The organism is Streptomyces sp. NPDC097129, from assembly GCF_055668065.1.
On sequence record NZ_JBVOQE010000013.1, the window covers coordinates 126,580 to 149,975 of the forward strand.

A 23,396-nucleotide genomic window follows, 5' to 3' on the forward strand; every position below is an offset into this window, starting at 1 on the left:
ATCGCATGCGTCAACGGCCTGGCACCGCCCGGTTGTGGGGCGGACGCGTTGGGTAGGCGCCGCCCTCGGGGGGAGAACCTCCGCGGGGTGCGCCCCGTGACCCGGGCGTGAACGGGTGACAGGATGCGGGGAGGGGTTGACCAGCCCCGTCGACCCCTCGGAGAATCAAGGGCGTTGATTGGTCTAAACCACTTTGGGACGGTGCACGGATGGCAAGCAACGAAAGTCCTTCACTCTCCAACCTCCTCAAGGAGGACCGTCGCTTCCCGCCGCCTGCCGAGCTCGCCGCGAACGCCAACGTCACGGCCGAGGCGTATGAGCAGGCCAAGGCGGACCGGCTCGGATTCTGGGCCGAGCAGGCCCGTCGGCTGAGCTGGGCCAAGGAGCCGACGGAGACGCTGGACTGGTCGAACCCGCCATTCGCGAAGTGGTTCAAGGACGGGCAGCTCAACGTCGCGTACAACTGCGTCGACCGCCATGTCGAGGCCGGCAACGGCGACCGGGTGGCCATCCACTTCGAGGGCGAGCCCGGCGACAGCCGCGCGATCACCTACGCCCAGCTCAAGGACGAGGTGTCCAAGGCCGCCAACGCGCTGCTGGAACTGGGCGTCGGCAAGGGCGACCGGGTCGCGATCTACATGCCGATGATCCCGGAGACGGCGATCGCCATGCTCGCCTGCGCCCGCATCGGCGCCGCGCACTCGGTGGTCTTCGGCGGCTTCTCGGCCGACGCGCTCGCGACGCGCATCCAGGACGCCGACGCGCGCGTGGTCATCACCTCCGACGGCGGCTACCGGCGTGGCAAGCCGTCCGCGCTGAAGCCCGCCGTCGACGAGGCGGTCGGACGCGTGGAGAACGTCGAGCACGTGCTGGTGGTGCGCCGTACGGGCCAGGACGTGGCGTGGACCGAGGGGCGGGACGTGTGGTGGGACGACATCGTCGCCCGCCAGTCCGCCGAGCACACGCCGGAGGCGTTCGACGCCGAGCACCCGCTGTTCATCCTGTACACGTCCGGCACGACCGGGAAGCCGAAGGGCATCCTGCACACCTCCGGCGGCTACCTCACCCAGACCGCGTACACGCACTGGGCCGTCTTCGACCTCAAGCCGGAGACGGACGTCTACTGGTGCACCGCCGACGTCGGCTGGGTCACCGGCCACTCCTACATCGTCTACGGTCCGCTGGCCAACGGCGCGACGCAGGTCATGTACGAGGGCACGCCGGACACCCCGCACCAGGGCCGGTTCTGGGAGATCGTCCAGAAGTACAAGATCTCGATCCTCTACACCGCCCCGACGGCGATCCGTACGTTCATGAAGTGGGGCGACGACATCCCCGCGAAGTTCGACCTGTCCAGCCTGCGCGTGCTGGGTTCGGTGGGCGAGCCGATCAACCCCGAGGCGTGGATCTGGTACCGGAAGAACATCGGCGCCGACGCCACGCCGGTCGTGGACACCTGGTGGCAGACCGAGACCGGCGCGATGATGATCTCCCCGCTGCCCGGTGTCACCGCCGCCAAGCCCGGCTCCGCGCAGACCCCGCTGCCCGGCATCAGCGCGACCGTCGTCGACGACGACGCGAACGAGGTGCCCAATGGCGGCGGCGGCTACCTCGTGCTGACCGAGCCGTGGCCGTCGATGCTGCGCACCATCTGGGGCGACGACCAGCGGTTCATCGACACCTACTGGTCGCGTTTCGAGGGCAAGTACTTCGCCGGTGACGGCGCGAAGAAGGACGACGACGGCGACATCTGGCTGCTGGGCCGCGTGGACGACGTCATGCTCGTCTCCGGGCACAACATCTCCACCACCGAGGTCGAGTCCGCCCTGGTCTCGCATCCGTCGGTGGCCGAGGCGGCCGTCGTCGGCGCCGCCGACGAGACGACCGGGCAGGCGATCGTCGCGTTCGTGATCCTGCGCGGTACGGCGACGGAGACCGAGAAGCTGATCGACGAGCTGCGCAGCCACGTCGGCGCCACGCTCGGCCCGATCGCCAAGCCCAAGCGCATCCTGCCGGTGGCGGAGCTGCCGAAGACGCGCTCCGGCAAGATCATGCGCCGGCTGCTGCGTGACGTCGCCGAGAACAGGCAACTCGGCGATGTCACCACGCTCACGGACTCCACGGTTATGGACCTGATCCAGACGAAGCTGCCGAAGGCGCCCAGCGAGGACTGAACTCGGGACCCACGGCGGGACTGAGCGCGGGACTGAACGCGGCACCTGCCGCGGGACCGAAAGCAGGAGCGAAAGCAGGACTGAACGAGCGAGGGCACGGGCACCCGGAATGCAGCGCGCCGGGTGCCCGCGCCGTACCCGCCCCACGTTCGGCTGGGTCCCGCCATGCCTCGGGTTCGCGTGGCTGGGCGCCCGCCTCAGCCCACCCCCTCCGGCCCCGGATGCCTTCGCGTCGCCGCTTAGGTAAACTAAACAAAGCGTCGATGACGCGACGGATCCGCCTCAGGATCATCAAGGTGCGCCGGGAAGTCTGGTCGGCATGCGTTCCGCCCTGCCCACCGACCGGAGGTCCCACCGTGACCGCGCCCCGCCCCACCACCGCCCGCAAGGTCCTCGGCCGGCTGTCGCTGCCGGAGCGGACCTTCGTCGCGGACGCGCTGCGCACCGAGACCGTCGGCGGTGTGCTGCTGCTCCTCGCCGCGATCGCCGCGCTGGTCTGGGCGAACATTCCGGCGCTGCGGGGCAGCTACCACAGCGTCAGCGAGTTCCACTTCGGCCCGTCGGCGCTCGGCCTGGACCTGTCCGTGGCGCACTGGGCCGCCGACGGGCTGCTGGCGGTCTTCTTCTTCGTCGCCGGGATCGAGCTCAAGCGCGAACTCGTGGCCGGCGATCTGCGCGACCCGAAAGCCGCCGCACTGCCCGTCGTGGCGGCGCTGTGCGGCATGGCCGCCCCCGCGCTCGTCTACGTGATCGTCAACCTCACCGGTGGCGGCTCGCTCGGCGGCTGGGCGGTGCCGACGGCCACCGACATCGCGTTCGCGCTGGCCGTGCTCGCCGTCATCGGCACCTCGCTGCCGAGCGCGCTGCGCGCCTTCCTGCTCACCCTCGCCGTCGTCGACGACCTCTTCGCGATCCTGATCATCGCGGTCTTCTTCACCGACCGGATCAACTTTCCCGCGCTCGGCGGCGCGGTCGTCGGCCTCGCCGTCTTCTGGCTGCTGCTGCGCCGGGGCGTGCGCGGCTGGTACGTGTACGTGCCGCTCGCGCTGGTGATCTGGGGGCTGATGTACAACAGCGGCATCCACGCCACCATCGCCGGCGTGGCGATGGGCCTGATGCTGCGCTGCACCACCCGTGAGGGCGAGCAGCACTCCCCGGGCGAACACATCGAGCATCGGGTGCGGCCGCTGTCGGCGGGCCTCGCCGTGCCGCTGTTCGCGCTGTTCAGCGCGGGGGTGTCCCTCACGCCGCACGCGCTCGGCGACGTCTTCGCCAAGCCCGAGACGCTCGGCGTGGTCCTCGGTCTGGTCGTCGGCAAGACGATCGGCATCTTCGGCGGGACCTGGCTGACCGCCCGGTTCACGCGGGCCTCCCTCAGCGAGGACCTGGCCTGGGCGGACGTCTTCGCGGTGGCGTCGCTCGCCGGGATCGGCTTCACGGTCTCGCTGCTGATCGGGGAGTTGGCCTTCGCAAGCGACGCGGTCCTCACGGACGAGACGAAGGCCGCCGTACTGACCGGGTCGGTGATCGCGGCGGCCACGGCGACGGTGCTGCTGAAGATCCGCAACGCCAAGTACCGCCGACTGGTCGAGGCGGAGGAGCGCGACGAGGACCTCGACGGCATCCCGGACATCTACGAGGAGGACGACCCGGCGTACCACCTGCGCATGGCCGCCCTGTACGAGCGCAAGGCCGCACAGCACCGCAGGATCGCCGAGGAGAAGGCCGCTGAGCGCGACGCCGCCCCCGGCGACCAGCCCGACGGGGGGCGCCGCTCAGCCAGGGAAGACGGAGGTCGCCGCTCAGCCGGGGAAGACGGAGGTCGCCGCAACGCCGGGGAAGACCGCGCTCGCCGTACCGCCGGGGAAGAAGCCGACCGGGGTCGCCGTACGGCCGGAGAAGGGGCCGGCCGGGGTCGCCGTACCGCCGACGGGGAGGCCGTCGCGCGGCGCGCGGTAGGCGAAGTGGTGGGCGGGGAAGGCGAGGAGGACGAGCGTCCGGCATGATCTGACGGGACGGTACAAAAGACGGGGCCCGACGCAGTCCGGCGGACACGTCAGGCGGATACGGACCCGAACGCGAGAGAGGGAGACCGCGATGAGCGCACCCGACGGCAGCCCGGTCGGTGCCGAACGCAGCATCGGCCAGCTGTTCGCCTCCGCGACGACCGAGATGTCGGCGCTGGTGCACGACGAGATCGCGCTGGCGAAGGCGCAGCTCAAGCAGGACGTCAAGAAGGGCGCGATGAGCGGCGGCGCGTTCAGCGTGGCCGGCGCCGTGCTGGTGTTCTCGCTGCCGATGCTGAACTTCGCCCTCGCCTATGGCATCCACGCCTGGACCGGCGGCCACAACGGCCAGGACGGCTGGAACCTCGGCTGGTGCTTCCTGCTGTCCTTCGCCGCGAACGTCCTGATCGCGGGCCTGCTGGCGCTGATCGGCGTCGTCTTCGCCAAGAAGGCGAAGAAGAGCAAGGGCCCGCAGAAGGTCGCCGCGTCCATGAAGGAGACGGCGGGCGTGCTGCAGAAGGCCAAGCCGCACCCGCGTCCCGAGGTTCCGGCGCTGGAGGACCGCACGCCCCAGGCCATCGAGGCTGTGGCACGCTCGTCCTCATGACGGACCCTGCCACCCCCTCGGCCCCGCAGCAGCCGGCCGCCTCGGACGTACGCATCGACATCCCCGGCGGCAGACGAGTGAAGCACCGGGACGTCGCCGCCAACGGCGCGCGTTTCCACATCGCGGAACTCGGCGACGGTCCGCTGGTCATGCTGGTGCACGGCTTCCCGCAGTTCTGGTGGACATGGCGGCACCAGTTGACCGCGCTGGCCGACGCCGGGTACCGGGCCGTCGCGATGGACCTGCGGGGCGTCGGCGGCAGCGACCGCACTCCCCGGGGCTACGACCCGGCCAACCTCGCCCTCGACATCACCGGCGTGATCCGCTCCCTGGGCGAGCCGGACGCCGCGCTCGTCGGCCACGACCTGGGCGGCTACCTCGCCTGGACGGCGGCCGTGATGCGCCCCAAGCTGGTCCGCCGGCTCGTGGTCGCGTCCATGCCGCATCCGCGGCGCTGGCGCTCGGCCATGCTCGCCGACGTCCGGCAGTCCCGGGCCGGCTCGCACATCTGGGGCTTCCAGCGGCCGTGGATCCCCGAACGGCAGCTCACCGCCGACGACGGCGCGCTGGTCGGGCGGCTGATCCGGGACTGGTCCGGGCCGCGCCTGCCGGAGGACGAGGCGGTGCGGACGTATCAGCGCGCGATGTGCATCCCCTCCACCGCGCACTGCTCGGTGGAGCCCTACCGCTGGCTGGTGCGCTCGCTGGGCCGTCCGGACGGCGTCCAGTTCTACCGGCGGATGAAGCGGCCGGTGCGCGTGCCGACGCTGCATCTGCACGGCTCGCTCGACCCGGTCATGCGCACCCGCAGCGCGGCCGGGTCCGGCGAGTACGTCGAAGCGCCGTACCGCTGGCGCCTGTTCGACGGACTGGGGCATTTCCCGCACGAGGAGGATCCGGTCGCATTCTCCACCGAACTGGTCAACTGGCTGAAAGATCCCGAACCCGATCGGTGACGGAGCGATCGCGCCCGGTACCCGCCCCGCACCCGGTGCCGAACTGCTGTGCCTCGAACGGCCAATTGCCGCCCGCATAGGCCAATTGAGGGGTCGCGGGGCGGTTATCGACCTTGGGAGAGGGCAGACGTCCGGGTATGGGCTGGACGCACGACTACAGTGACGTGGCACGCAACCGCCGCTCGGGCAGCACCCTGAGCTCCCACCAGCGAGGCGGCACTCCGCAACTGACGGGGAACGACCCCCGGGTGGGCATTTCGCGCATCCTGCGCCGCCGCGCCCGCTGGGTGTCCGTGCGCCTGCGTCACACGCGCGACTGACCCGCCCCGCGGGGGCCGGGCCCTACGCCGCGCACGCGTCCCTCACGCGTCCCTCAGAGCGCGCAACCGTCGCTAGAGCGCGCAACTGTCGCTGTCGACCTGCTGGTTCGCCTTGCGTCCCGTGGCGATGTCGTCCTTGATCTCGTCCAGGCTGAGCGCGTACCCGGTCTCGGCGTCGTCCAGGGACTTCGCGAAGACCACGCCGTAGACCTTGCCCTGGGGTGTGAGCAGCGGGCCGCCGGAGTTGCCCTGGCGGACGGTCGCGTACAGCGAGTAGACGTCACGGCTGACGGTGCCGCGGTGGTAGATGTCCGGGCCGTTGGCCGTGATCCGCCCGCGGACCCGGGCGGCGCGCACGTCGTAGGAGCCGTTCTCCGGGAAGCCGGCGACGATCGCGCCGTCCCCGCTGGCGGCGTCCTGCGCGGAGAACCGCAGCGCGGGCGCGTCCAGGTCCGGCACGTCCAGTACGGCGATGTCGCGCCGCCAGTCGTAGAGGACGACCGTCGCGTCGTACTTGCGGCCCTCTCCGCCTATCTGCACGGTGGGTTCGTCGACGCCGCCGACCACGTGCGCGTTGGTCATCACGCGGCGGTCGGCGAAGACGAAGCCGGAGCCCTCCAGGACCTTGCCGCAGCCCTGCGCCGTGCCCATCACCTTCACGATGGACTTGCGGGCGCGCGCCGTGACCGGGCTGCTCGTGAGCGCGGGGTCGGGCGGCTGGACCTCCTTGATCGGCTCGTTGGCGAACGGGCTGAAGACCTGCGGGAAGCCGTTCTGCGCGAGGACCGAGGTGAAGTCCTTGAACCAGGTGTCGGCCTGCGCGGGCATCGCCTCCGACACGCCCAGCAGCACCTTGGAGCCGCGCACCTCGCGGCCCAGCGTGGGCAGCGTGGTCTGCGCCAGCGCCGAGCCGATCAGCCACGCCACCAGCAGCATCGCCACGACGTTGACCAGCACGCCGCCGGTGGCGTCCAGGGCGCGGGCCGGGGACCAGGTGATGTAGCGGCGCAGCTTGTTGCCGAGGTGGGTGGTCAGGGCCTGGCCGATCGACGCGCAGACGATCACGACGACGATCGCGACGACCGCCGCCGTGGTGCTGACCTCGGCGTGGTCGGTCAGCGCGGCCCAGATGACCGGCAGGGCGTACACGGCGACGAGACCGCCGCCGAGGAAGCCGATCACCGACAGGATGCCGACGACGAAGCCCTGGCGGTAGCCGACCACCGCGAACCAGACGGCCGCGACCAGCAACAGGATGTCCAGCACGTTCACGTCAGACACCCTGTCATGCGCGCCAGTCGAGCGGGACCTGCCGGTCGCGGTCCCAGGGGATCTCCCAGCCCGAGTAGTGCAGCAGACGGTCGATCACACCGGCTGTGAAGCCCCACACCAGCGCCGATTCGACCAGGAATGCCGGGCCCCGGTGCCCACTGGGGTGGACGGTGGTGGCGCGGTTGGCGGGGTCCGTGAGATCCGCCACGGGCACCGTGAAGACCCGCGCGGTCTCGGCCGGGTCGACCACGCCGACCGGGCTCGGCTCGCGCCACCAGCCCAGCACCGGCGTGACCACGAAGTGGCTGACCGGGATGTACAGCTTCGGCAGCACGCCGAACAGCTGCACCCCGCGCGGGTCGAGGCCCGTCTCCTCCTCGGCCTCGCGCAGCGCGGCCCGCAGCGCGCCGTCCCCGGCCGGGTCGCCGTCCTCGGGGTCGAGGGCGCCGCCCGGGAAGGACGGCTGACCGGCATGCGACCTCAGGGAACCGGCACGCTCCATCAGCAGCAGCTCGGGGCCGCGCTCGCCCTCGCCGAACAGGATCAGCACGGCCGACTGGCGTCCCGCGCCGTCCTCGGGCGGCAGGAAGCGGCTGAGCTGCACCGGCTTGACCGTCTCGGCGGCTCGCACCACCGGGCGCAGCCAGTCCGGCAGCCCGTCCTTGCTCAGCGTCACCGGGCCGCCCTGTGTGTTGCTCGCACGCGTCATCGCCACCCCCGTCGTCCTGCCCAGTCCAACGCCCGGCGACACCGAGATCGTTCCGTCATACGAAGCTCAGCTCCCGGCCCCCAGCGGCGGTGCCGGTTTGCCGCCCGCGTCGAGGTAGGCCTGCGGCGGATCGAGCCGCTGGCCGGGGAAGCCACCCTTTTCGTACTTCAGCAGCTTCTTCGCCTTCTCCGGGTCGGTCTCGCCCTCGCCGTACGCCGGGCACAGCGGGGCGATGGGGCAGGCGCCGCAGGCGGGCTTGCGGGCGTGGCAGATGCGGCGGCCGTGCCAGATCACGTGGTGCGACAGGTCCGTCCACTCGCTCTTGGGGAACAGCGCGCCGACCGCGGCCTCGATCTTGTCCGGGTCGCTCTCCTCGGTCCACTTCCAGCGCCGCACGAGCCGCTGGAAGTGCGTGTCCACGGTGATGCCGGGCCGGCCGAATGCGTTGCCCAGCACGACGAACGCGGTCTTGCGGCCCACGCCGGGCAGCTTGACCAGGTCCTCCAGCCTGCCGGGCACCTCGCCGCCGAAGTCCTCCGCCAGCGCCTTCGACAGCCCTATCACCGACTTGGTCTTGGCGCGGAAGAAGCCGCAGGGCCGCAGGATCTCCTCGACCTCCTCCGGGTTCGCCGCGGCGAGGTCCTCGGGGGTGGGGTACTTGGCGAACAGCGCCGGGGTCGTCTGATTGACCCTCAGGTCGGTGGTCTGGGCGGACAGCACGGTCGCGACCAGCAGCTGGAAGGGGTTGGTGAAGTCGAGTTCGGGGTGGGCGTAGGGGTAGACCTCGGCGAGTTCGCGGTTGATCCGGCGAGCACGGCGGACGAGGGCGGTTCGGGACTCGCCCGACGGCGTCTCCTCCGTGATGGTCCGCGCCGGCGGGACGTCCTTGACGGCGGCGCTGGCCTTCTTGGGGGCGACGACCGCCTTCTTCAGGGCGGGAGCCTTCTTGACGGCGGGCTTCTTCGCTGCGGGCGCCTTCTTCGCGGCGGGCTTCTTCGCCGCGGGTGCCTTCTTCTCCGCCGACGCCTTCTTCGTGGCCGACGCCTTCTTCGTGACCGACGCCTTCCTCGCAGGCGCCTTCCTTGCAGGCGCCTCCTCAGCCGTCACCGGAGTCCTCGCCGTCTTCTTCTCCGCAGCCGTCTTCTTCTCCGCAGCCGTCTTCCTCACGCCCTTCCTGTCCGCCGCCGCCTTCTCCCCCACCGCCCCGTGTGTGGCGTTTGTCGCATTTTCAGCACCGCCCGAGACTTGTTCGCCCACAGCGGAATTACGACGTACCACCACCCGCCCAGCCCCCTTGGCCTGCGCTCTCACCGGCGATTTGGACACTCGGCCAGCCTAAAGCCCGCCACCGACATCCGCCCCGGACCGCGAAGATCGGCGTCCAATTGGCCCCCTGCCGCGTACCCGGGGACAGGTGTACGGCATCCTTGTGACAGATCACACTGTTTGGACCGTCCGGCAAAATGGGCACCACGGACCCCTGGTACACCGGGGGGACAAGATCCCTGAGCAGGTCGAATAGGAGAGAACTCGTGGACGACGTTCTGCGGCGCAACCCGCTCTTCGCGGCGCTCGACGACGAGCAGGCCGCGGAGCTCCGCGCCTCCATGACGGAGGTGACCCTCGCACGCGGCGACTCCCTGTTCCACGAGGGTGACCCCGGTGACCGGCTGTACGTCGTCACCGAGGGCAAGGTGAAGCTGCACCGCACATCCCCCGACGGGCGCGAGAACATGCTCGCGGTGGTCGGCCCCGGCGAGCTGATCGGTGAGCTGTCCCTGTTCGACCCGGGCCCCCGTACGGCCACGGCGACGGCGCTGACCGAGGTCAAGCTGCTGGGCCTGGGCCACGGCGACCTCCAGCCCTGGCTGAACGCCCGCCCCGAGGTGGCTTCCGCGCTGCTGCGGGCCGTCGCCCGGCGCCTGCGCAAGACCAACGACGCCATGTCCGACCTGGTCTTCTCCGACGTGCCCGGCCGCGTCGCGCGCGCCCTGCTGGACCTGTCCCGCCGGTTCGGCGTGCAGTCGGAGGAGGGCATCCACGTCGTCCACGACCTCACGCAGGAGGAGCTGGCGCAGCTCGTCGGCGCGTCCCGCGAGACGGTGAACAAGGCGCTCGCCGACTTCGCCGGGCGCGGCTGGCTGCGCCTGGAGGCGCGCGCCGTGATCCTGCTGGACGTGGAGCGCCTCGCGAAGCGCTCGCGCTGACGCCGGGCACGGCGAAAAATCGGCTGCTCGCGCGCCTGTCCCCGGGCAGAGTGCGTCCATGGCCGACATCGCCGTGCGTCCCGGAGTGGACGCCGAGGGCTTCCTCACCCGCGAGGGCTCCCTCACGCGCGTGCAGCCCCCGTTCCGCCCGGTCGTGGCTGTCGCCAAGCGGCGGTTGGCCGACCTGTTCGGGCCGCGGTTGCACAGCGCGTACGTCTACGGGTCGATCCCGCGCGGCACCGCGCGCGTGGGCCGCAGCGACCTTGACCTGCTGCTCGCGCTGCGGGACGAGCCATCCGACGCCGACCGGGCGGCCGTACGGGACCTCGGTGACGAGCTCGACGGACGGTTCGGGCAGATCGACGGCGTCGGCACGCTGCTGTACGGCCGGGCGAGGCTGCTGAGCGAGGCCGAGCGCTACGACCTCGGGTGGTTCGTCGCCTGCCTGTGCACCCCGCTGTACGGCGAGGACCTCGCCGCCCGCCTGCCACGCTACCGGCCCGAGTCACGGCTGGCCCGTGAGACGAACGGCGACCTCGCCGCCCTCCTGCCGGGCTGGCGCAAGCGGATCGCCGGGGCCGATGAGACCGATCGCGTCCGCTGCGTGCGCTTCATGTCCCGCCACCTCGTGCGCACCGCCTTCACCCTGGTGATGCCCCGCTGGCGGGGCTGGACCAGCGACCTGCACGAGATGGCCGAGGTGTTCGCCGGGTACTACCCCGAGCGCGCCGGGCAGCTGCGCACGGCCGCCCGGCACGGCTACGACCCCGTGGCCGACCCGGCCGTCCTGCGGCGTTACGTCGACGACCTCGGCCCCTGGCTGGCAGGCGAGTACACGCGCGTGCACGGCACGAAGGGCACGCGCGCGCAGGTCTAGATCAGACCGTGTTCGCTGAGGTAGTCCAGCTGGGCCCGTACTGACAGCTCCGCCGCCGGCCACAGGGAGCGGTCGACGTCGGCGTACACGTGGGCGACGACCTGCTCGGGGGTGCGGTAGCCGTCCTCGACGGCCGTCTCGACCTGGGCGAGACGGTGGGCGCGGTGGGCGAGGTAGTACTCGACGGCGCCCTGGGCGTCCTCCAGGACGGGACCGTGGCCCGGCAGGACCGTGTGCACGCCGTCGTCGACGGTCAGCGAGCGCAGCCGGCGCAGCGAGTCCAGGTAGTCGCCCAGGCGCCCGTCGGGGTGCGCGACGACCGTCGTACCGCGACCGAGGATCGTGTCGCCGGTGAGGACCGCCCGGTCGGCCGGGAGGTGGAAGCACAGGGAGTCCGCGGTGTGCCCGGGCGTGGGGACGACGCGCAGCTCCAGCCCGCCGACGGTGATCACGTTCCCGGCGGCCAGCCCCTCGTCGCCGAGCCGCAGCGCCGGGTCGAGGGCCCGCACGCGCGTGCCGGTGATCTCGGCGAAGCGGGCGGCGCCCTCGGCGTGGTCCGGGTGACCGTGGGTGAGCAGGGTGAGGGCGACTCGCTTGCCGGCCTGCTCGGCGGTGTCGACGACCGCCCGCAGGTGGCCCTCGTGCAGGGGGCCGGGGTCGATCACGACGGCCAGGTCGGAGTCCGGCTCGGAGACGATCCAGGTGTTGGTGCCGTCCAGGGTCATCGCGGAGGCGTTGGGCGCGAGGACGTTGACCGCGCGCGGTGTCGCCGGGCCATTGCCGACCGCGCCGCGCGGCTGGCCGGGGAGGGTGCTGGCGTCGGTCATGCTCAGGATCCCCCGGTCGGAAGCGTCGGGATGTGCTTGGTGAACTCGTCGTGGCCCGGCCAGGTCAGCACGACCTCGCCGTCCTCCAGCCGCGCCTCGGCGACCACGGGCGTCATGTCGCGGCCGGGCGCGGCGGCCAGCGCCTCGGCGGCACTCGCGTACGGCGCGAGCTGGCGCAGGGTCGCGATGGTGGGCGGCATCATCAGCAGCTCGCCCTTGTCGTACGACGCCGCCGCGTCGGCCGGGCGGGTCCACACCGTGCGGTCGGCCTCCGTGGAGGCGTTGCGGGTGCGCTGGCCCGCGGGCAGGGCGGCGACGAAGAAGAACGTGTCGTAGCGGCGGGGTTCGAACGCGGGGGTGATCCAGCGGGTCCAGGCGCCCAGCAGATCGGAGCGCAGCACCAGGCCGCGGCGGTCGAGGAACTCGGCGAAGGACAGGTCGCGGACGACCAGGGCGGCGCGGTCGGCCTCCCAGTCGTCGCCCGTGGTGTCACCGACGACCGACTCGGGCGTGGGTCCGGCGAGCAGGACGCCGGCCTCCTCGTACGTCTCGCGCACGGCGGCGCAGACGACCGCCTGGGCCGCCGACTCGTCGTCCACACCGAGTCGCCGCGCCCACCACGCGCGCGTGGGGCCCGCCCAGCGGACCAGGACGTCGTCGTCGCGCGGGTCGACGCCACCGCCGGGATAGGCGTACGCGCCTCCGGCGAAGGCCATGGAGGCGCGTCTGCGCAGCATGTGGACGGCCGGGCCGCCGTCGGCGTCCCTCAGCAGCATGACGGTCGCCGCGCGCCTGGGCGCGACCGGAGTGAGGGTGCCGTCCGCGAGAGCGCGGATGCGGTCCGGCCAGTCCGGGGGAAACCACTGCCCATTCGCCATGGCCGGAGGCTATCCCGTGGTGAGCGAATGTTCGAGAGGTGATCCGGAGCGGTGGCTCAGGGGGCCAGCTCGACCTGGATCTCGACCTCGACCGGGGCGTCCAGCGGCAGCACCGCCACGCCGACCGCGCTGCGCGCGTGCACGCCCTTGTCGCCGAGCACCGCGCCGAGCAGCTCGCTCGCGCCGTTGACCACACCGGGCTGGCCGGTGAAGTCGGACGCCGAGGCGACGAAGCCGACGACCTTCACCACGCGCGCGATACGGTCCAGGTCGCCCGCGACCGACTTCACGGCGGCCAGGGCGTTGAGGGCGCACGTGCGGGCCAGGTCCTTGGCCTCCTCGGGCGTGACCTCGGCGCCGACCTTGCCGGTGACGGGCAGCTTGCCCTCGACCATGGGCAGCTGACCCGCGGTGTACACGTACGGGCCGGACTGCACGGCCGGCTGGTAGGCGGCCAGCGGCGGAACGACCTCCGGCAGCGTCAGCCCGAGCTCGGCGAGCTTCTCCTCGACGGCGCTCATGCCTGCTTCTCCCGCTTCAGGTAGGCCACCAGCTGCTCGGGGTTGTTCGGACCGGGCACGACCTGGACGAGCTCCCAGCCGTCCTCGCCCCAGGTGTCCAGAATCTGCTTCGTGGCATGGACGAGCAGCGGCACGGTTGCGTATTCCCACTTGGTCATGGGGGGACTGTAGCCGCTGCGCCACAGCACCCTGTCGACCTGCCCCCGGGACGTCGTGCGACCCCGGTTTTCCACAGGCCGGCGCACTCTTCGCCACCCCGTTGTCCACAGCCTGCGGGTTGACGCGGACGCGGACTGGTTACGCTCGAAGACGTGAGCAGGCTCCAGGTCGTCAGCGGCAAGGGCGGGACCGGAAAGACGACGGTCGCCGCAGCCCTCGCGCTGGCCCTCGCGACCGAGGGGAAGCGGACGCTTCTCGTCGAGGTCGAGGGCCGGCAGGGCATCGCGCAGCTCTTCGAAACGGAGGCGTTGCCCTATGAGGAACGCAAGATCGCCGTAGCACCCGGGGGCGGGGAGGTGTTCGCCCTCGCCATCGACCCCGAACTGGCGCTGCTGGACTACCTCCAGATGTTCTACAAGCTCGGCAGCGCCGGCCGCGCCCTGAAGAAACTCGGCGCGATCGACTTCGCGACCACCATCGCGCCCGGCCTCAGGGACGTGCTCCTGACCGGCAAGGCGTGCGAGGCGGTGCGCCGCAAGGACCGGTCGGGCCGGTTCGTCTACGACTACGTCGTGATGGACGCGCCGCCCACCGGCCGCATCACCCGGTTCCTCAACGTCAACGACGAGGTCGCCGGGCTCGCGAAGATCGGCCCGATACACAATCAGGCGCAGGCCGTGATGCGGGTGCTGAAGTCGGCGGAGACCGCCGTGCACCTGGTCACGCTGCTGGAGGAGATGCCGGTCCAGGAGACCGCCGACGGCATCGCCGAGCTGCGGTCGGCGCGGCTGCCGGTGGGGCGGATCATCGTCAACATGGTGCGGCCCGGGCTGCTGGAAGCGGCCGATCTGGACCTCGTACGGACCACGCCGCACGCGGCTCTCGCGCAGTCGCTGTCCGCGGCCGGCCTCGGCGGGGCGCGCCGCGGCGGGCACGCGGAGCGGCTGGTGGATCCGCTGCTGGAGCAGGCCGAGGAGTACGCCGAGCGACACGCGCTGGAGCAGGAGCAGCGGGCGACGCTGGGCGAGCTGGGTCTGCCGCTGCACGAACTGCCGTTGCTCGCCGAGGGCATGGACCTGGCGGGCCTGTACGAACTCGCCACCGAACTGCGGAAGCAGGGGATCGCATGAGCCCGGACCCGGCCCACGCCTCGGAGGGGGCCATTGCCTCGGAGGGTGCCAATGCCTCGGAGGGCGCCCGCGCGGCGGAGGGGGCGCGCCCGTCCGGCAGTGGCCGCGCCTCGGACGGTGCCCGCGCCTCGGACGGTGCCCGCGGCCCGGAGGGTGCCCGCGGCCCGGAGGGTGCCCGCGGGCTCTCCCCCGCGCGCGTGCTCGACGTCGACCCGATCCTCGACGACCCGAAGACCCGCATCGTGGTGTGCTGCGGCTCGGGCGGCGTCGGGAAGACGACGACCGCGGCGGCACTGGGCCTGCGCGCGGCCGAACGCGGCCGCAAGGTGGTCGTGCTCACCATCGACCCCGCCAAGCGGCTCGCGCAGTCCATGGGCATCGACTCGCTCGACAACGTGCCGCGCCGCGTCAAGGGCATCGAGGACGGCGCCGGTGGCGAGCTGCACGCGATGATGCTCGACATGAAGCGCACCTTCGACGAGATCGTCGAGGCGCACGCGGACGGCGAGCGGGCCGCCACGATTTTGAACAACCCCTTCTACCAGTCGCTCTCGGCGGGCTTCGCGGGCACGCAGGAGTACATGGCGATGGAGAAGCTGGGCCAGCTGCGGGCCCGGGACGAGTGGGACCTGATCGTGGTCGACACCCCGCCGTCCCGCTCCGCGCTGGACTTCCTGGACGCGCCGAAGCGGCTCGGCTCGTTCCTGGACGGCCGGCTGATCCGGCTGCTGACGGCGCCGGCGAAGCTGGGCGGCCGGGCCGGGATGAAGTTCCTCAACGTCGGCATGTCGATGATGACCGGCACGATCGGCAAGCTGCTCGGCGGTCAGCTGCTGAAGGACGTCCAGACGTTCGTGGCGGCGATGGACACCACGTTCGGCGGGTTCCGCACGCGCGCGGACGCGACGTACAAGCTGCTGCAGGCGCCCGGGACGGCGTTCCTGGTGGTGGCGGCCCCGGAGCGGGACGCGCTGCGCGAGGCGGCGTACTTCGTGCAGCGGCTGGCGGCGGAGAGGATGCCGCTCGCCGGACTGGTGCTCAACCGCGTCCACGGCAGCGGCGCCGCCCAACTGTCGGCCGAGCGGGCGCTTGCCGCCGCGGAAAATCTTGAGGAAGCCCGCATTGTGGATCAGGGGGGCGGGAAAGCTGGACTTCGTAACTCTCCCGAAACGTACGGAAGTTCAGCATCGACAAGCGCCGAAGACACCGAGAGCTCCGACGGCACCGCGCACGCCGATGTCACCGAGAACCCTGACGTCACCGAGGACGAGGCTCCCCCGCCCGCCGAGGACGGCACCCGGAACGTCGAACAGCTCACCGCGGGCCTGTTGCGGCTGCACGCCGAGCGGATGCGGCTGCTCTCCCGCGAGCAGCGCACACGCGACCGCTTCACCGCGCTCCACCCGGAGGTGGCGGTGACCGAAGTGGCCGCACTGCCCGGCGACGTGCACGACCTCGCGGGACTGCGGGACATCGGAATCAAGCTCGCGGCCAACCGGCCGGAGCTGCCATAGCGTGACCGGGTGGGAGCGTCGTCCGGCCCAGCTGCCGTGGCGCGACGCAGCGAGCCGGTCGTGCCCTCGGGCTGCCGTAGGCAAAGCCTGGGGCGCGCCGTCAGCGCACGTCGGCGTACCACGGCGTACCACGACGTCATCAGCGCAGACGGTGAGAGCCCGCTCACCGTCAGCCGAAGACGCCGTACTCCTGCGCGGGACCCGTCAGCTCACCGCCGCATACACCTGGTCGTCGTCGAGGGGCAGGATGCCCGCGCCGCGTTCGTACTCGGTGCGTGCGGTCTCCAGCAGCCGGCGCCAGGAGGTGACGGTGGGCCGTCGGCGCAGTAGTGCGCGGCGCTCCCGTTCCGTCATGCCTCCCCACACGCCGAACTCGACGCGGTTGTCGAGCGCGTCGGCAAGACATTCGGTGCGTACCGGGCATCCGGTGCACACCGCCTTGGCTCTGTTCTGCGCTGCTCCCTGAACGAACAGTTCATCCGGATCGGTAGTGCGGCAGGCCGCCTGCGCACTCCAGTCGGTTACCCAGCCCATACCGGCGCCGTCCTCTCCCGAATCGAGGCTCCCCCACGGCGGCAGCGGCATATTCACCGCCGCCAGTTGAGGACGTTACGGAAGGTCGACACAGCGCAACACCCCCAGCGGGCCCAATCTTGAATGGTCCGAACGGACTATGGGGAAGCGGCAGATCACCCGGGCGAGTGAGCCGACGACATATGCGACTCTCCCGGCAAGGCGGGAGGGTTCCGGCTCGCCACAACGGACGCCGCGTGACACACAAGGCGGATTCGGACACGCCACCACCGCAGAAACATCCGCGGCCAAGGAGCCTTCGGAACGATTCGGGGTCGCCGGACGTATTGATACACGGCCGCACCGCTGTGACAGTCGAGAGCAGCTTAGGCCAAGGCATATACGCGTGTCCGGCGAATGAGAACGTAGGCTGCCCTCATGCCAAAGAAGCGCTCGGGCGGTGGTCTGTCGCCCACGCAGCAGGCCGCCAAGTTCCTCGGTGTCAGTGTGCTCGCGGGGGCGGTGCTGGCCGGTATCGCGCTGCCCGCGGTCGGCGTGCTGGGTCTGGCCGCCAAGGGATCGGTGGAGAGTTTCGACGACCTCCCGGTCAGCCTGAAGACCCCGCCGCTGAGCCAGCGCACCGCCATCCTCGACGCCGACGGCGGCCAGATCGCCACGGTCTACTCCCGTGACCGCACGGTGGTGGCCCTGAAGGACATCTCGCCGTACATGCAGAAGGCGATCGTCGCGATCGAGGACTCGCGCTTCTACCAGCACGGCGCGATCGACCTGAAGGGCGTGCTGCGCGCGCTGAACAAGAACGCGCGCAGCGGCGGCGTCGCCCAGGGCGCGTCCACGCTCACCCAGCAGTACGTCAAGAACGTCTTCGTGGAGGAGGCCGGCGACGACCCGACGAAGGTCGCGGAGGCCACCCAGCAGACCCTCGGCCGCAAGATCAAGGAACTGAAGTTCGCGATCCAGGTCGAGGAGGAGCTGGGCAAGAAGAAGATCCTCGAGAACTACCTGAACATCACCTTCTTCGGCGAGCAGGCCTACGGCGTCGAGGCCGCCTCCCAGCGCTACTTCTCCAAGTCGGCCAAGGACCTCAACCTCCAGGAGTCGGCGCTGCTGGCCGGCATCGTCCAGTCGCCGAGCCGCTACGACCCGGTGAACGACGAGGCGGAGGCCACCAAGCGGCGCAACATCGTGCTGCAGCGCATGGCCGAGGTCGGCGACGTCTCCCAGGCCGAGGCGGACCGCGCCAAGGCGGCCCCGCTCGGCCTGAAGGTCAGCACGCCCAAGAACGGCTGCATCACGGCGGTCAAGGGCTCCGGCTTCTTCTGCGACTACGTCCGCGAGGTCTTCCTGACCGACCCCGCCTTCGGCAAGACGCGCACGGAGCGGGCGAAGGTCTGGAACCAGGGCGGCCTGACCATCCACACCACCCTCGACCCGCAGGCCCAGGAATCGCTGCAGGACTCGGTGCGCCGGCACGTGAACAAGAGCGACGACGTGGCGACGGCCGCGACAGTCGTCCAGCCCGGCAGCGGCAAGATCCTCGCCATGGGCCAGTCACGGCCGTACGGCTTCGGGAAGAACGAGACGCAGATCAACCTCTCGGTCAACCAGAAGATGGGCGGCGGCGCGGGCTACCAGTCCGGTTCGACGTTCAAGCCGATCGTGGCGGCCGCGGCGCTGGAGGGCGGCATGCCCGCCACGAAGACGTACCCCTCGCCGTACTCGATGGACTACCCGCACCCCGTCGCGGCCTGCGACGGCAGGAAGTGGAACGAGAGCGGCGTCCCGCTCACCAACGAGAACAAGTCGGAGTCCGGCCCGTACGCGATGAAGGAGGCGACGGCGAAGTCCGTCAACACCTACTTCGTGCAGATGATCAGCGAGATCGGCATCTGCCCGGTCACCCAGATGGCGCAGAAGATGGGCGTTCAGCGGGCCGACGGCAAGAAGCTGGAGGAGCGTCCCTCCATCGCGCTGGGCACCCAGGAGGTGTCCCCGCTGACCATGGCGAACGCCTACGCCACCTTCGCCTCGCGCGGGATGTACTGCACGCCGGTCGCCATCGAGTCGATCACGCAGCGAGTCGGCGACCAGACCAAGTCGCTCCCGGTGCCGAAGTCGACCTGTTCGCGCGCGATGTCCGAGAAGACCGCCGACACGGTCAACACGCTGCTGCGCGGCGTCGTCGAGGACGGCACCGGCAAGCAGGCGGGCCTCGGCAGCCGCCCGAGCGCGGGCAAGACCGGTACGACGGACGAGCGGTTCGCGGCCTGGTTCGTGGGCTACACGCCGAACATGGCGGGCGCGGTGTGGGTCGGCGACCCGGCGCACAAGCGCAAGATGCAGCAGATCTCCATCGGCGGCGTCTGGCACGACAAGGTCTACGGCGGCGAGGTACCGGGCCCGATCTGGAAGGACATGATGTCCGGGGCGCTGCAGGGCAGGCCCGCCCCCGACTTCACGCTGGTCGACATCCCGGGCGGCGACAAGCCCGCGGACAAGGGCGACGGCAACGGCCGTGACGACGGCAACAACGGTGGCGGCGGCGGCCAGGGCAACGGCGGCACCAACGGCCTGCCCTTCCCGCTGCCGTCCTTCACCCTCCCCGGCGGCCTGTTCCAGGGCCAGGGCAACGGCGGCACCAACGGCCGCGGCCACGGCGGGCACTGACCGCCACGCGGATGCCGGTCCGGCAGCGGTGAGTACGACGACGGGGGCGCCCCTTGTAAGAGGGGCGCCCCCGTCGTCGTCACCGGGCGGTCCTGGGCTGCCGGCAGACGGAAGGCCGCAGGCCGCAGGCCGCCGGTGTCAGCACGCCGGTCTCAGCCCGCCGGTGTCAGCCCGCCGGTGTCAGCCCGCGAGGTGCTTCTTCACCGCGGCGGCGACGCGGCCGCCCTCGGCCTGTCCGGCCACCTTCGGGTTCACGATCTTCATGACGGCGCCCATGGCGCGCGGGCCCTCCACACCGGCGGCCCTGGCCTCCGTCACGGCCTGGGAGACGATCGCGTCCAGCTCGTCGTCGGACAGCTGCTTGGGCAGGTAGGCGGCGAGGACCTCGCCCTCCGCCTTCTCCCGCTCGGCCTGCTCGGCGCGACCGCCCTGGGCGAACGCCTCGGCGGCCTCCCGGCGCTTCTTCGCCTCGCGGGTGATCACCTTCTGCACCTCGTCGTCGGACAGCTCGCGCTTCTCCTTGCCCGCGACCTCCTCCTTGGTGATCGCGGCGAGCGTCAGCCGGAGCGTCGAGGAGCGCAGCTCGTCGCGCCCCTTGATCGCGGCGTTGAGGTCTTCCTGCAGCTTCGACTTGAGCGTGGTCATGAGGGTGATTGTCGCAGGTGCGGCCGGTGCGACGCCCGTTGATTAAAACGTTGGCCGGGTTGTCGGTGTCGACGGTGCCGGGTTGTCGGTGTGGAGGTTGTCCACAGGCCGGCGCGGCCGGGCGGGCGCATCTGACACGATGTCCGTATGCGCGCGCGATACAAGGTCCCCCTGGCAATCGCGGCGGCTGGCGCCGCCGGTCTGGTGTACTCGGCGGGCTTCGAGGCCCGCTCCTTCCGCCTGCGACGGGTGACGGTCCCGGTCCTGCCGTCCGGGATGCGCCCCCTGCGCGTACTGCAGGTCTCCGACATCCACATGGTGTCTGGGCAGCGCAAGAAACAGCGCTGGCTGCGCTCGCTGGCCGGTCTGCGCCCCGACTTCGTGATCAACACGGGCGACAACCTGTCCGACCCGGAGGGCGTGCCCGAGGCCCTGGACGCGCTGGGCCCGCTGATGGAGTTCCCGGGGGCGTACGTCTTCGGCTCCAACGACTACTACGGCCCGCGTCTGCGCAACCCCGCCCGCTACCTGGTCGAGAAGGTCTACGGCAAGCACGGGCTGAACGGCAACCCGCCCGCCGTCGGCGTGGTCCACAACCCCTGGGAGGACCTCCGTGACGCCTTCGACGCGGCCGGCTGGCTGAACCTGACCAACACGCGCGGGACCCTGAAGATCGACGGAGTCTCCGTGGAGATGACGGGCCTGGACGACCCGCACATCAAGCGGGACCGCTACGCCCGGGTCTCCGGCGGCCCCTCGGAGTCGGCCGACTTCTCGATGGGCGTCGTCCACGCGCCCTATCTGCGGGTCCTGGACTCCTTCGCGGCGGACGACTACCCGCTGATCCTGGCCGGCCACACCCACGGCGGCCAGCTCTGCATCCCCTTCTACGGCGCCCTGGTCACCAACTGCGACCTGGACACGGACCGCGTGAAGGGCCTGTCCACGCACACGGCCGAGGGTCGCACCGCGTACCTCCACGTCTCCGCGGGCTGCGGCACGAACCGCTACACCCCGGTCCGCTTCGCCTGCCCCCCGGAGGCGACGCTGCTGACGCTGGTGGGGAAGGACTGAGACGGAGACTGTGGCGGGGAGTGTGGCGCGGGGCTGATCGGCGAAGGCCGGGCTGAGCTGGCTGGGACTGGGTCGGCCGGGCTGATCGGCGAAGGCCGGGCTGGATCGGGCCGGGCTGGGCGGCGAAGGCTGATCCGGGCTGGGCGACGGCGACGGCGACGACGGGCGGTGACCCGGACGGCCCAGCCCGAAAGGCCCCCCTTGCCCCTTTCCGCCTAACTTGGGGAGCATGACCGCCCCCATACCCAGGGACATCCCGGACCTGCCCGCGATACCGGGAACCCACCCCGCCGTGCTGCCCTCGCCGGTCCCCGCCGCGGCGGTGGTCCCCCCGATACGCCGCCCGCTCACGGCGGCGTACCGCGTCCTGATCGCGCTCCTCGCCACGGCAGGAGTGACGCTCTACCTCCTCCTCGGCAGCCCGGCACGGGTCCTGTCCTACTTCACGATCCAGAGCAGCGTCCTGCTCGCCGTGGTGTCCCTGTTCTCGGCCCGCCGCGCCTGGACGGCCCGCCGCCCCCTCCCCTCCGGCCTGACCGGCGCCGCGCTCCTCTACGTCGTGATCACGGCCCTCGTGTACCACCTGCTCCTGGCGAACACGGCGAGCCCGTTCTCCATGGCCGGCGCCGGCGCCCCGACCGGCTGGCAGGCGGTGGCCAACCAGCTCCTGCACACGGTGGCCCCGGCAGCCGCGGTCCTGGACTGGCTGCTGCTCACCACACCCGGCCACCTGCACCTGCGCCAGGCGGCGACATGGCTCGTGTATCCCCTGGCCTACCTGGCCTTCTCCCTGGTCCGCGCCGAGTTCCTGCTGCCCGGCTCGCCGGCCCGCTACCTCTACCCGTTCCTCGACGTGGAGCAGCACGGCTACAAGAGCGTGCTGGCGAACGCCCTGCTGCTGGGACTGTCCTTCTACGCCCTCGCGATCGTCCTGGTGATCCTCGACCACGCCCGCCCCAACCCGCTCCGACGCCACCCGCGCCCCCGCTCCGGAACCGGATTTCGCCTACAGCCGCCGGTGGGCTAAAGTAAACGACGTCGCCGCGACAAGCAGCGACATCGGGGTGTAGCGCAGCTTGGCAGCGCGCTTCGTTCGGGACGAAGAGGTCGTGGGTTCAAATCCCGCCACCCCGACAGAGAAATACCAGATCAGGGGCCTGATCCGCATCGCGGGTCGGGCCCCTGAGTGGTTCCTGGGGTCGTTCTGGGAGCCTTTTGGGAGCCGACTTGGGGCGCCGGCTCCCAAAAGGCTCCCGCCTCGCGTGAGGGCGGTGCGCGGATCCGCCGTGGCAAATGCAGCACACGGGGGAAACGGGATGCAGGTCGGAGACCTGAGTTCATGGGTCGGTGGCGCGATCGCGCCGGGGGCCGCTGGTGTGTCGGTCTGGCAGGGGAAGTAAGTACGCGAGCAGGCACAAGTCGCGCAAGCTGCGCTTGAAGATGCCCGCAAGGTCAGGGATGAAGCGGCGCCCCCGGTCTTCCGGGTCAGGGGAAGAAAGATCGACCTCGTCGTCGAGATGGAATACGAAGGGCCGGCGCAGTTCGAGCTGAAGCTGACCTTGGAGTGCATGGAAGACGGTGGCCGCGAAAGGCAGTGGACTGTGACCCGCATCATCACCGCATGCGAAGCGCCGCAGTCAAATCCGACGCCGTCGGCCTGGAGGGGACGCCGCGCCCAATAGGTCACCACGCGGCCCGGGGCCGCCCTGCACGGATCCGGCGCGGCCGTCGTCTCATCCCGAGCAAAGAAACAGACCGCATCGGTCGCCCTACCTGGGCTCTGCACGGTGAGTCGACAAGCCACCCGCGTAGGTCCGCCTCCCCCGAGCCTGCGACCGCCGCCGTCGTAGACCGGTTCGGTGCCGGCGCGTCCGCATGCGGTGAGTCGGCCCTTCGTCGAGGAAGCATCCGTGACGGCGGAGGCGGCCGTCCAAGGGACGGGCAGGGGGAAGCTAGGTGGTCTGCGACCAACCGAGCGCATCCGGTAGTGCTCCCGATACGGCTGGCGCCGACCGCAAACGGTGTGTCAGTGCCCTACGGCACCATGGGAAGACGCTCTCCGCCCTTTTTCTTGACCACGAGCCGGTCAGCCTACGGAGAGGAGAGCCCGTTCGATGACTGACTGGCGAGGCTGACGGCCATCATTTCGCCGCCGAAAGCCGAGGTCGGCGAGCAGGCCGCGTACGCGTCGCTCGACAGCATCCCGAAGCGGTCGGACGGCTTCGACTCCCTCACCAGCAGGGTCGTCGATCTGCCACTCCAGGTACCGCTTGCCGGAGGAAGATGGGGCAGGCGTCTGGGCAGTTGCTGGAGCCGATG

At 71.1% G+C, this 23,396-nt stretch carries 21 protein-coding genes, 1 tRNA gene and 1 pseudogene; 13 read left to right on the forward strand and 10 right to left on the reverse strand.

Going from position 1 to position 23,396, the window contains the following annotated elements:
• The first annotated feature begins 209 nt into the window (after window positions 1-209).
• The 5 genes from acs (at window position 210) to AC0B9F_RS31605 (ending at window position 6,063) form a co-directional block, all read left to right on the forward strand.
• A complete protein-coding gene (acs, locus tag AC0B9F_RS31585) occupies window positions 210-2,174 on the forward strand; it encodes an acetate--CoA ligase (RefSeq protein ID WP_472008291.1) in 1,965 nt (654 codons plus the stop codon).
• Window positions 2,175-2,530: 356 nt separating this feature from the next.
• Window positions 2,531-4,180 carry a Na+/H+ antiporter NhaA gene (nhaA, locus tag AC0B9F_RS31590; RefSeq protein WP_472008292.1) on the forward strand — a complete coding sequence of 550 codons (1,650 nt, stop codon included), beginning with the start codon at window positions 2,531-2,533 and terminating at the stop codon, window positions 4,178-4,180.
• Between the two features lie 91 nt (window positions 4,181-4,271).
• On the forward strand, window positions 4,272-4,787 hold the full coding sequence (locus AC0B9F_RS31595) for a phage holin family protein (RefSeq protein WP_472008294.1): 516 nt from the start codon (window positions 4,272-4,274) through the stop codon (window positions 4,785-4,787).
• On the forward strand, window positions 4,784-5,743 hold the full coding sequence (locus AC0B9F_RS31600) for an alpha/beta fold hydrolase (protein ID WP_472008296.1): 960 nt from the start codon (window positions 4,784-4,786) through the stop codon (window positions 5,741-5,743). Before AC0B9F_RS31595 ends, AC0B9F_RS31600 begins: the two co-directional genes overlap by 4 nt.
• A gap of 137 nt (window positions 5,744-5,880) precedes the next feature.
• A complete protein-coding gene (locus AC0B9F_RS31605; protein WP_472008298.1) occupies window positions 5,881-6,063 on the forward strand; it encodes a hypothetical protein in 183 nt (60 codons plus the stop codon).
• A 72-nt stretch (window positions 6,064-6,135) separates the two neighbouring features.
• Here the strand turns inward: AC0B9F_RS31605 and AC0B9F_RS31610 are convergent, their stop codons facing one another.
• The 3 genes from AC0B9F_RS31610 to nth form a co-directional block, all read right to left on the reverse strand.
• Window positions 6,136-7,335 carry a MarP family serine protease gene (locus AC0B9F_RS31610; protein WP_472008300.1) on the reverse strand — a complete coding sequence of 400 codons (1,200 nt, stop codon included), beginning with the start codon at window positions 7,333-7,335 and terminating at the stop codon, window positions 6,136-6,138.
• Window positions 7,336-7,348: 13 nt separating this feature from the next.
• Window positions 7,349-8,044 (reverse strand): NUDIX hydrolase, encoded by a 696-nt coding sequence (locus AC0B9F_RS31615; protein ID WP_472008302.1) that lies wholly within the window; start codon window positions 8,042-8,044, stop codon window positions 7,349-7,351.
• 66 nt (window positions 8,045-8,110) lie between these two features.
• Window positions 8,111-9,211 carry an endonuclease III gene (gene nth / locus AC0B9F_RS31620; RefSeq protein ID WP_472008304.1) on the reverse strand — a complete coding sequence of 367 codons (1,101 nt, stop codon included), beginning with the start codon at window positions 9,209-9,211 and terminating at the stop codon, window positions 8,111-8,113.
• A gap of 365 nt (window positions 9,212-9,576) precedes the next feature.
• Here nth and AC0B9F_RS31625 point away from each other — a divergent pair, with 365 nt between their 5' ends.
• Together AC0B9F_RS31625 and AC0B9F_RS31630 are read left to right on the forward strand one after the other, a co-directional pair.
• Complete coding sequence (locus AC0B9F_RS31625; RefSeq protein WP_363266380.1) at window positions 9,577-10,251, forward strand: Crp/Fnr family transcriptional regulator; 675 nt, start codon at window positions 9,577-9,579, stop codon at window positions 10,249-10,251.
• A gap of 58 nt (window positions 10,252-10,309) precedes the next feature.
• A complete protein-coding gene (locus AC0B9F_RS31630; RefSeq protein ID WP_472008306.1) occupies window positions 10,310-11,128 on the forward strand; it encodes a nucleotidyltransferase in 819 nt (272 codons plus the stop codon).
• Here the strand turns inward: AC0B9F_RS31630 and AC0B9F_RS31635 are convergent.
• The 4 genes from AC0B9F_RS31635 to AC0B9F_RS31650 are packed head-to-tail and all read right to left on the reverse strand — an operon-like array spanning window position 11,125 to window position 13,512.
• Window positions 11,125-11,955 (reverse strand): MBL fold metallo-hydrolase, encoded by an 831-nt coding sequence (locus AC0B9F_RS31635; RefSeq protein ID WP_472008308.1) that lies wholly within the window; start codon window positions 11,953-11,955, stop codon window positions 11,125-11,127. The genes AC0B9F_RS31630 and AC0B9F_RS31635 overlap by 4 nt on opposite strands.
• Window positions 11,956-11,957: 2 nt before the next feature.
• A complete protein-coding gene (locus AC0B9F_RS31640; RefSeq protein WP_472008310.1) occupies window positions 11,958-12,833 on the reverse strand; it encodes an NUDIX hydrolase in 876 nt (291 codons plus the stop codon).
• A 56-nt stretch (window positions 12,834-12,889) separates the two neighbouring features.
• Entirely contained in the window at window positions 12,890-13,354 is a 465-nt protein-coding gene (locus AC0B9F_RS31645) for a RidA family protein (RefSeq protein ID WP_472008311.1), read from the reverse strand.
• Entirely contained in the window at window positions 13,351-13,512 is a 162-nt protein-coding gene (locus tag AC0B9F_RS31650; protein ID WP_003975360.1) for a DUF4177 domain-containing protein, read from the reverse strand. The genes AC0B9F_RS31645 and AC0B9F_RS31650 overlap by 4 nt, the downstream gene beginning before the upstream one ends.
• A 153-nt stretch (window positions 13,513-13,665) precedes the next feature.
• Here AC0B9F_RS31650 and bagA point away from each other — a divergent pair, with 153 nt between their 5' ends.
• Window positions 13,666-14,643, forward strand: a complete 978-nt coding sequence (gene bagA, locus AC0B9F_RS31655; RefSeq protein ID WP_472008313.1) for an ATPase BagA — start codon at window positions 13,666-13,668, stop codon at window positions 14,641-14,643.
• Window positions 14,640-16,157 (forward strand): ATPase BagB, encoded by a 1,518-nt coding sequence (bagB, locus tag AC0B9F_RS31660; RefSeq protein WP_472008315.1) that lies wholly within the window; start codon window positions 14,640-14,642, stop codon window positions 16,155-16,157. Before bagA ends, bagB begins: the two co-directional genes overlap by 4 nt.
• Before the next feature lie 204 nt (window positions 16,158-16,361).
• On the opposite strand, the gene wblA is transcribed toward bagB, so the two are convergent.
• Window positions 16,362-16,691: a transcriptional regulator WblA gene (gene wblA / locus AC0B9F_RS31665; protein WP_472008505.1), complete on the reverse strand. Its 330-nt coding sequence runs from the start codon at window positions 16,689-16,691 to the stop codon at window positions 16,362-16,364.
• A gap of 417 nt (window positions 16,692-17,108) precedes the next feature.
• Here wblA and AC0B9F_RS31670 point away from each other — a divergent pair, with 417 nt between their 5' ends.
• Window positions 17,109-19,358 carry a transglycosylase domain-containing protein gene (locus tag AC0B9F_RS31670; RefSeq protein WP_472008317.1) on the forward strand — a complete coding sequence of 750 codons (2,250 nt, stop codon included), beginning with the start codon at window positions 17,109-17,111 and terminating at the stop codon, window positions 19,356-19,358.
• A gap of 180 nt (window positions 19,359-19,538) precedes the next feature.
• Here the strand turns inward: AC0B9F_RS31670 and AC0B9F_RS31675 are convergent, their stop codons facing one another.
• Window positions 19,539-20,003: a GatB/YqeY domain-containing protein gene (locus AC0B9F_RS31675; RefSeq protein ID WP_472008319.1), complete on the reverse strand. Its 465-nt coding sequence runs from the start codon at window positions 20,001-20,003 to the stop codon at window positions 19,539-19,541.
• Between the two features lie 147 nt (window positions 20,004-20,150).
• Between AC0B9F_RS31675 and AC0B9F_RS31680 the strand changes: the two genes are divergently transcribed.
• From AC0B9F_RS31680 to AC0B9F_RS31690, 3 genes are all read left to right on the forward strand, one after another.
• Complete coding sequence (locus AC0B9F_RS31680) at window positions 20,151-21,077, forward strand: metallophosphoesterase (protein WP_472008321.1); 927 nt, start codon at window positions 20,151-20,153, stop codon at window positions 21,075-21,077.
• A 229-nt stretch (window positions 21,078-21,306) separates the two neighbouring features.
• Window positions 21,307-22,104, forward strand: a complete 798-nt coding sequence (locus tag AC0B9F_RS31685; RefSeq protein ID WP_472008323.1) for a Pr6Pr family membrane protein — start codon at window positions 21,307-21,309, stop codon at window positions 22,102-22,104.
• Between the two features lie 33 nt (window positions 22,105-22,137).
• A tRNA-Pro gene (locus AC0B9F_RS31690) sits at window positions 22,138-22,211 on the forward strand.
• A 952-nt stretch (window positions 22,212-23,163) separates the two neighbouring features.
• Here the strand turns inward: AC0B9F_RS31690 and AC0B9F_RS31695 are convergent.
• Window positions 23,164-23,380, reverse strand: a pseudogene (locus AC0B9F_RS31695) (hypothetical protein); the annotation flags it as partial.
• Between the last annotated feature and the right edge of the window lie 16 nt (window positions 23,381-23,396).

Coding starts and splice junctions, on each gene's coding strand:
- AC0B9F_RS31670 (WP_472008317.1), top strand. CDS start 17,109: ATGCCAAAGAAGCGCTCGGGCGGTGGTCTGTCGCCCACGCAGCAGGCC.
- AC0B9F_RS31685 (WP_472008323.1), top strand. CDS start 21,307: ATGACCGCCCCCATACCCAGGGACATCCCGGACCTGCCCGCGATACCG.
- AC0B9F_RS31675 (WP_472008319.1), bottom strand. CDS start 20,003: ATGACCACGCTCAAGTCGAAGCTGCAGGAAGACCTCAACGCCGCGATC.
- AC0B9F_RS31640 (WP_472008310.1), bottom strand. CDS start 12,833: ATGGCGAATGGGCAGTGGTTTCCCCCGGACTGGCCGGACCGCATCCGC.
- bagB (WP_472008315.1), top strand. CDS start 14,640: ATGAGCCCGGACCCGGCCCACGCCTCGGAGGGGGCCATTGCCTCGGAG.
- AC0B9F_RS31600 (WP_472008296.1), top strand. CDS start 4,784: ATGACGGACCCTGCCACCCCCTCGGCCCCGCAGCAGCCGGCCGCCTCG.
- wblA (WP_472008505.1), bottom strand. CDS start 16,691: ATGGGCTGGGTAACCGACTGGAGTGCGCAGGCGGCCTGCCGCACTACC.
- AC0B9F_RS31680 (WP_472008321.1), top strand. CDS start 20,151: ATGCGCGCGCGATACAAGGTCCCCCTGGCAATCGCGGCGGCTGGCGCC.
- AC0B9F_RS31615 (WP_472008302.1), bottom strand. CDS start 8,044: ATGACGCGTGCGAGCAACACACAGGGCGGCCCGGTGACGCTGAGCAAG.
- AC0B9F_RS31630 (WP_472008306.1), top strand. CDS start 10,310: ATGGCCGACATCGCCGTGCGTCCCGGAGTGGACGCCGAGGGCTTCCTC.
- AC0B9F_RS31595 (WP_472008294.1), top strand. CDS start 4,272: ATGAGCGCACCCGACGGCAGCCCGGTCGGTGCCGAACGCAGCATCGGC.
- acs (WP_472008291.1), top strand. CDS start 210: ATGGCAAGCAACGAAAGTCCTTCACTCTCCAACCTCCTCAAGGAGGAC.
- AC0B9F_RS31635 (WP_472008308.1), bottom strand. CDS start 11,955: ATGACCGACGCCAGCACCCTCCCCGGCCAGCCGCGCGGCGCGGTCGGC.
- AC0B9F_RS31645 (WP_472008311.1), bottom strand. CDS start 13,354: ATGAGCGCCGTCGAGGAGAAGCTCGCCGAGCTCGGGCTGACGCTGCCG.
- AC0B9F_RS31650 (WP_003975360.1), bottom strand. CDS start 13,512: ATGACCAAGTGGGAATACGCAACCGTGCCGCTGCTCGTCCATGCCACG.
- AC0B9F_RS31605 (WP_472008298.1), top strand. CDS start 5,881: ATGGGCTGGACGCACGACTACAGTGACGTGGCACGCAACCGCCGCTCG.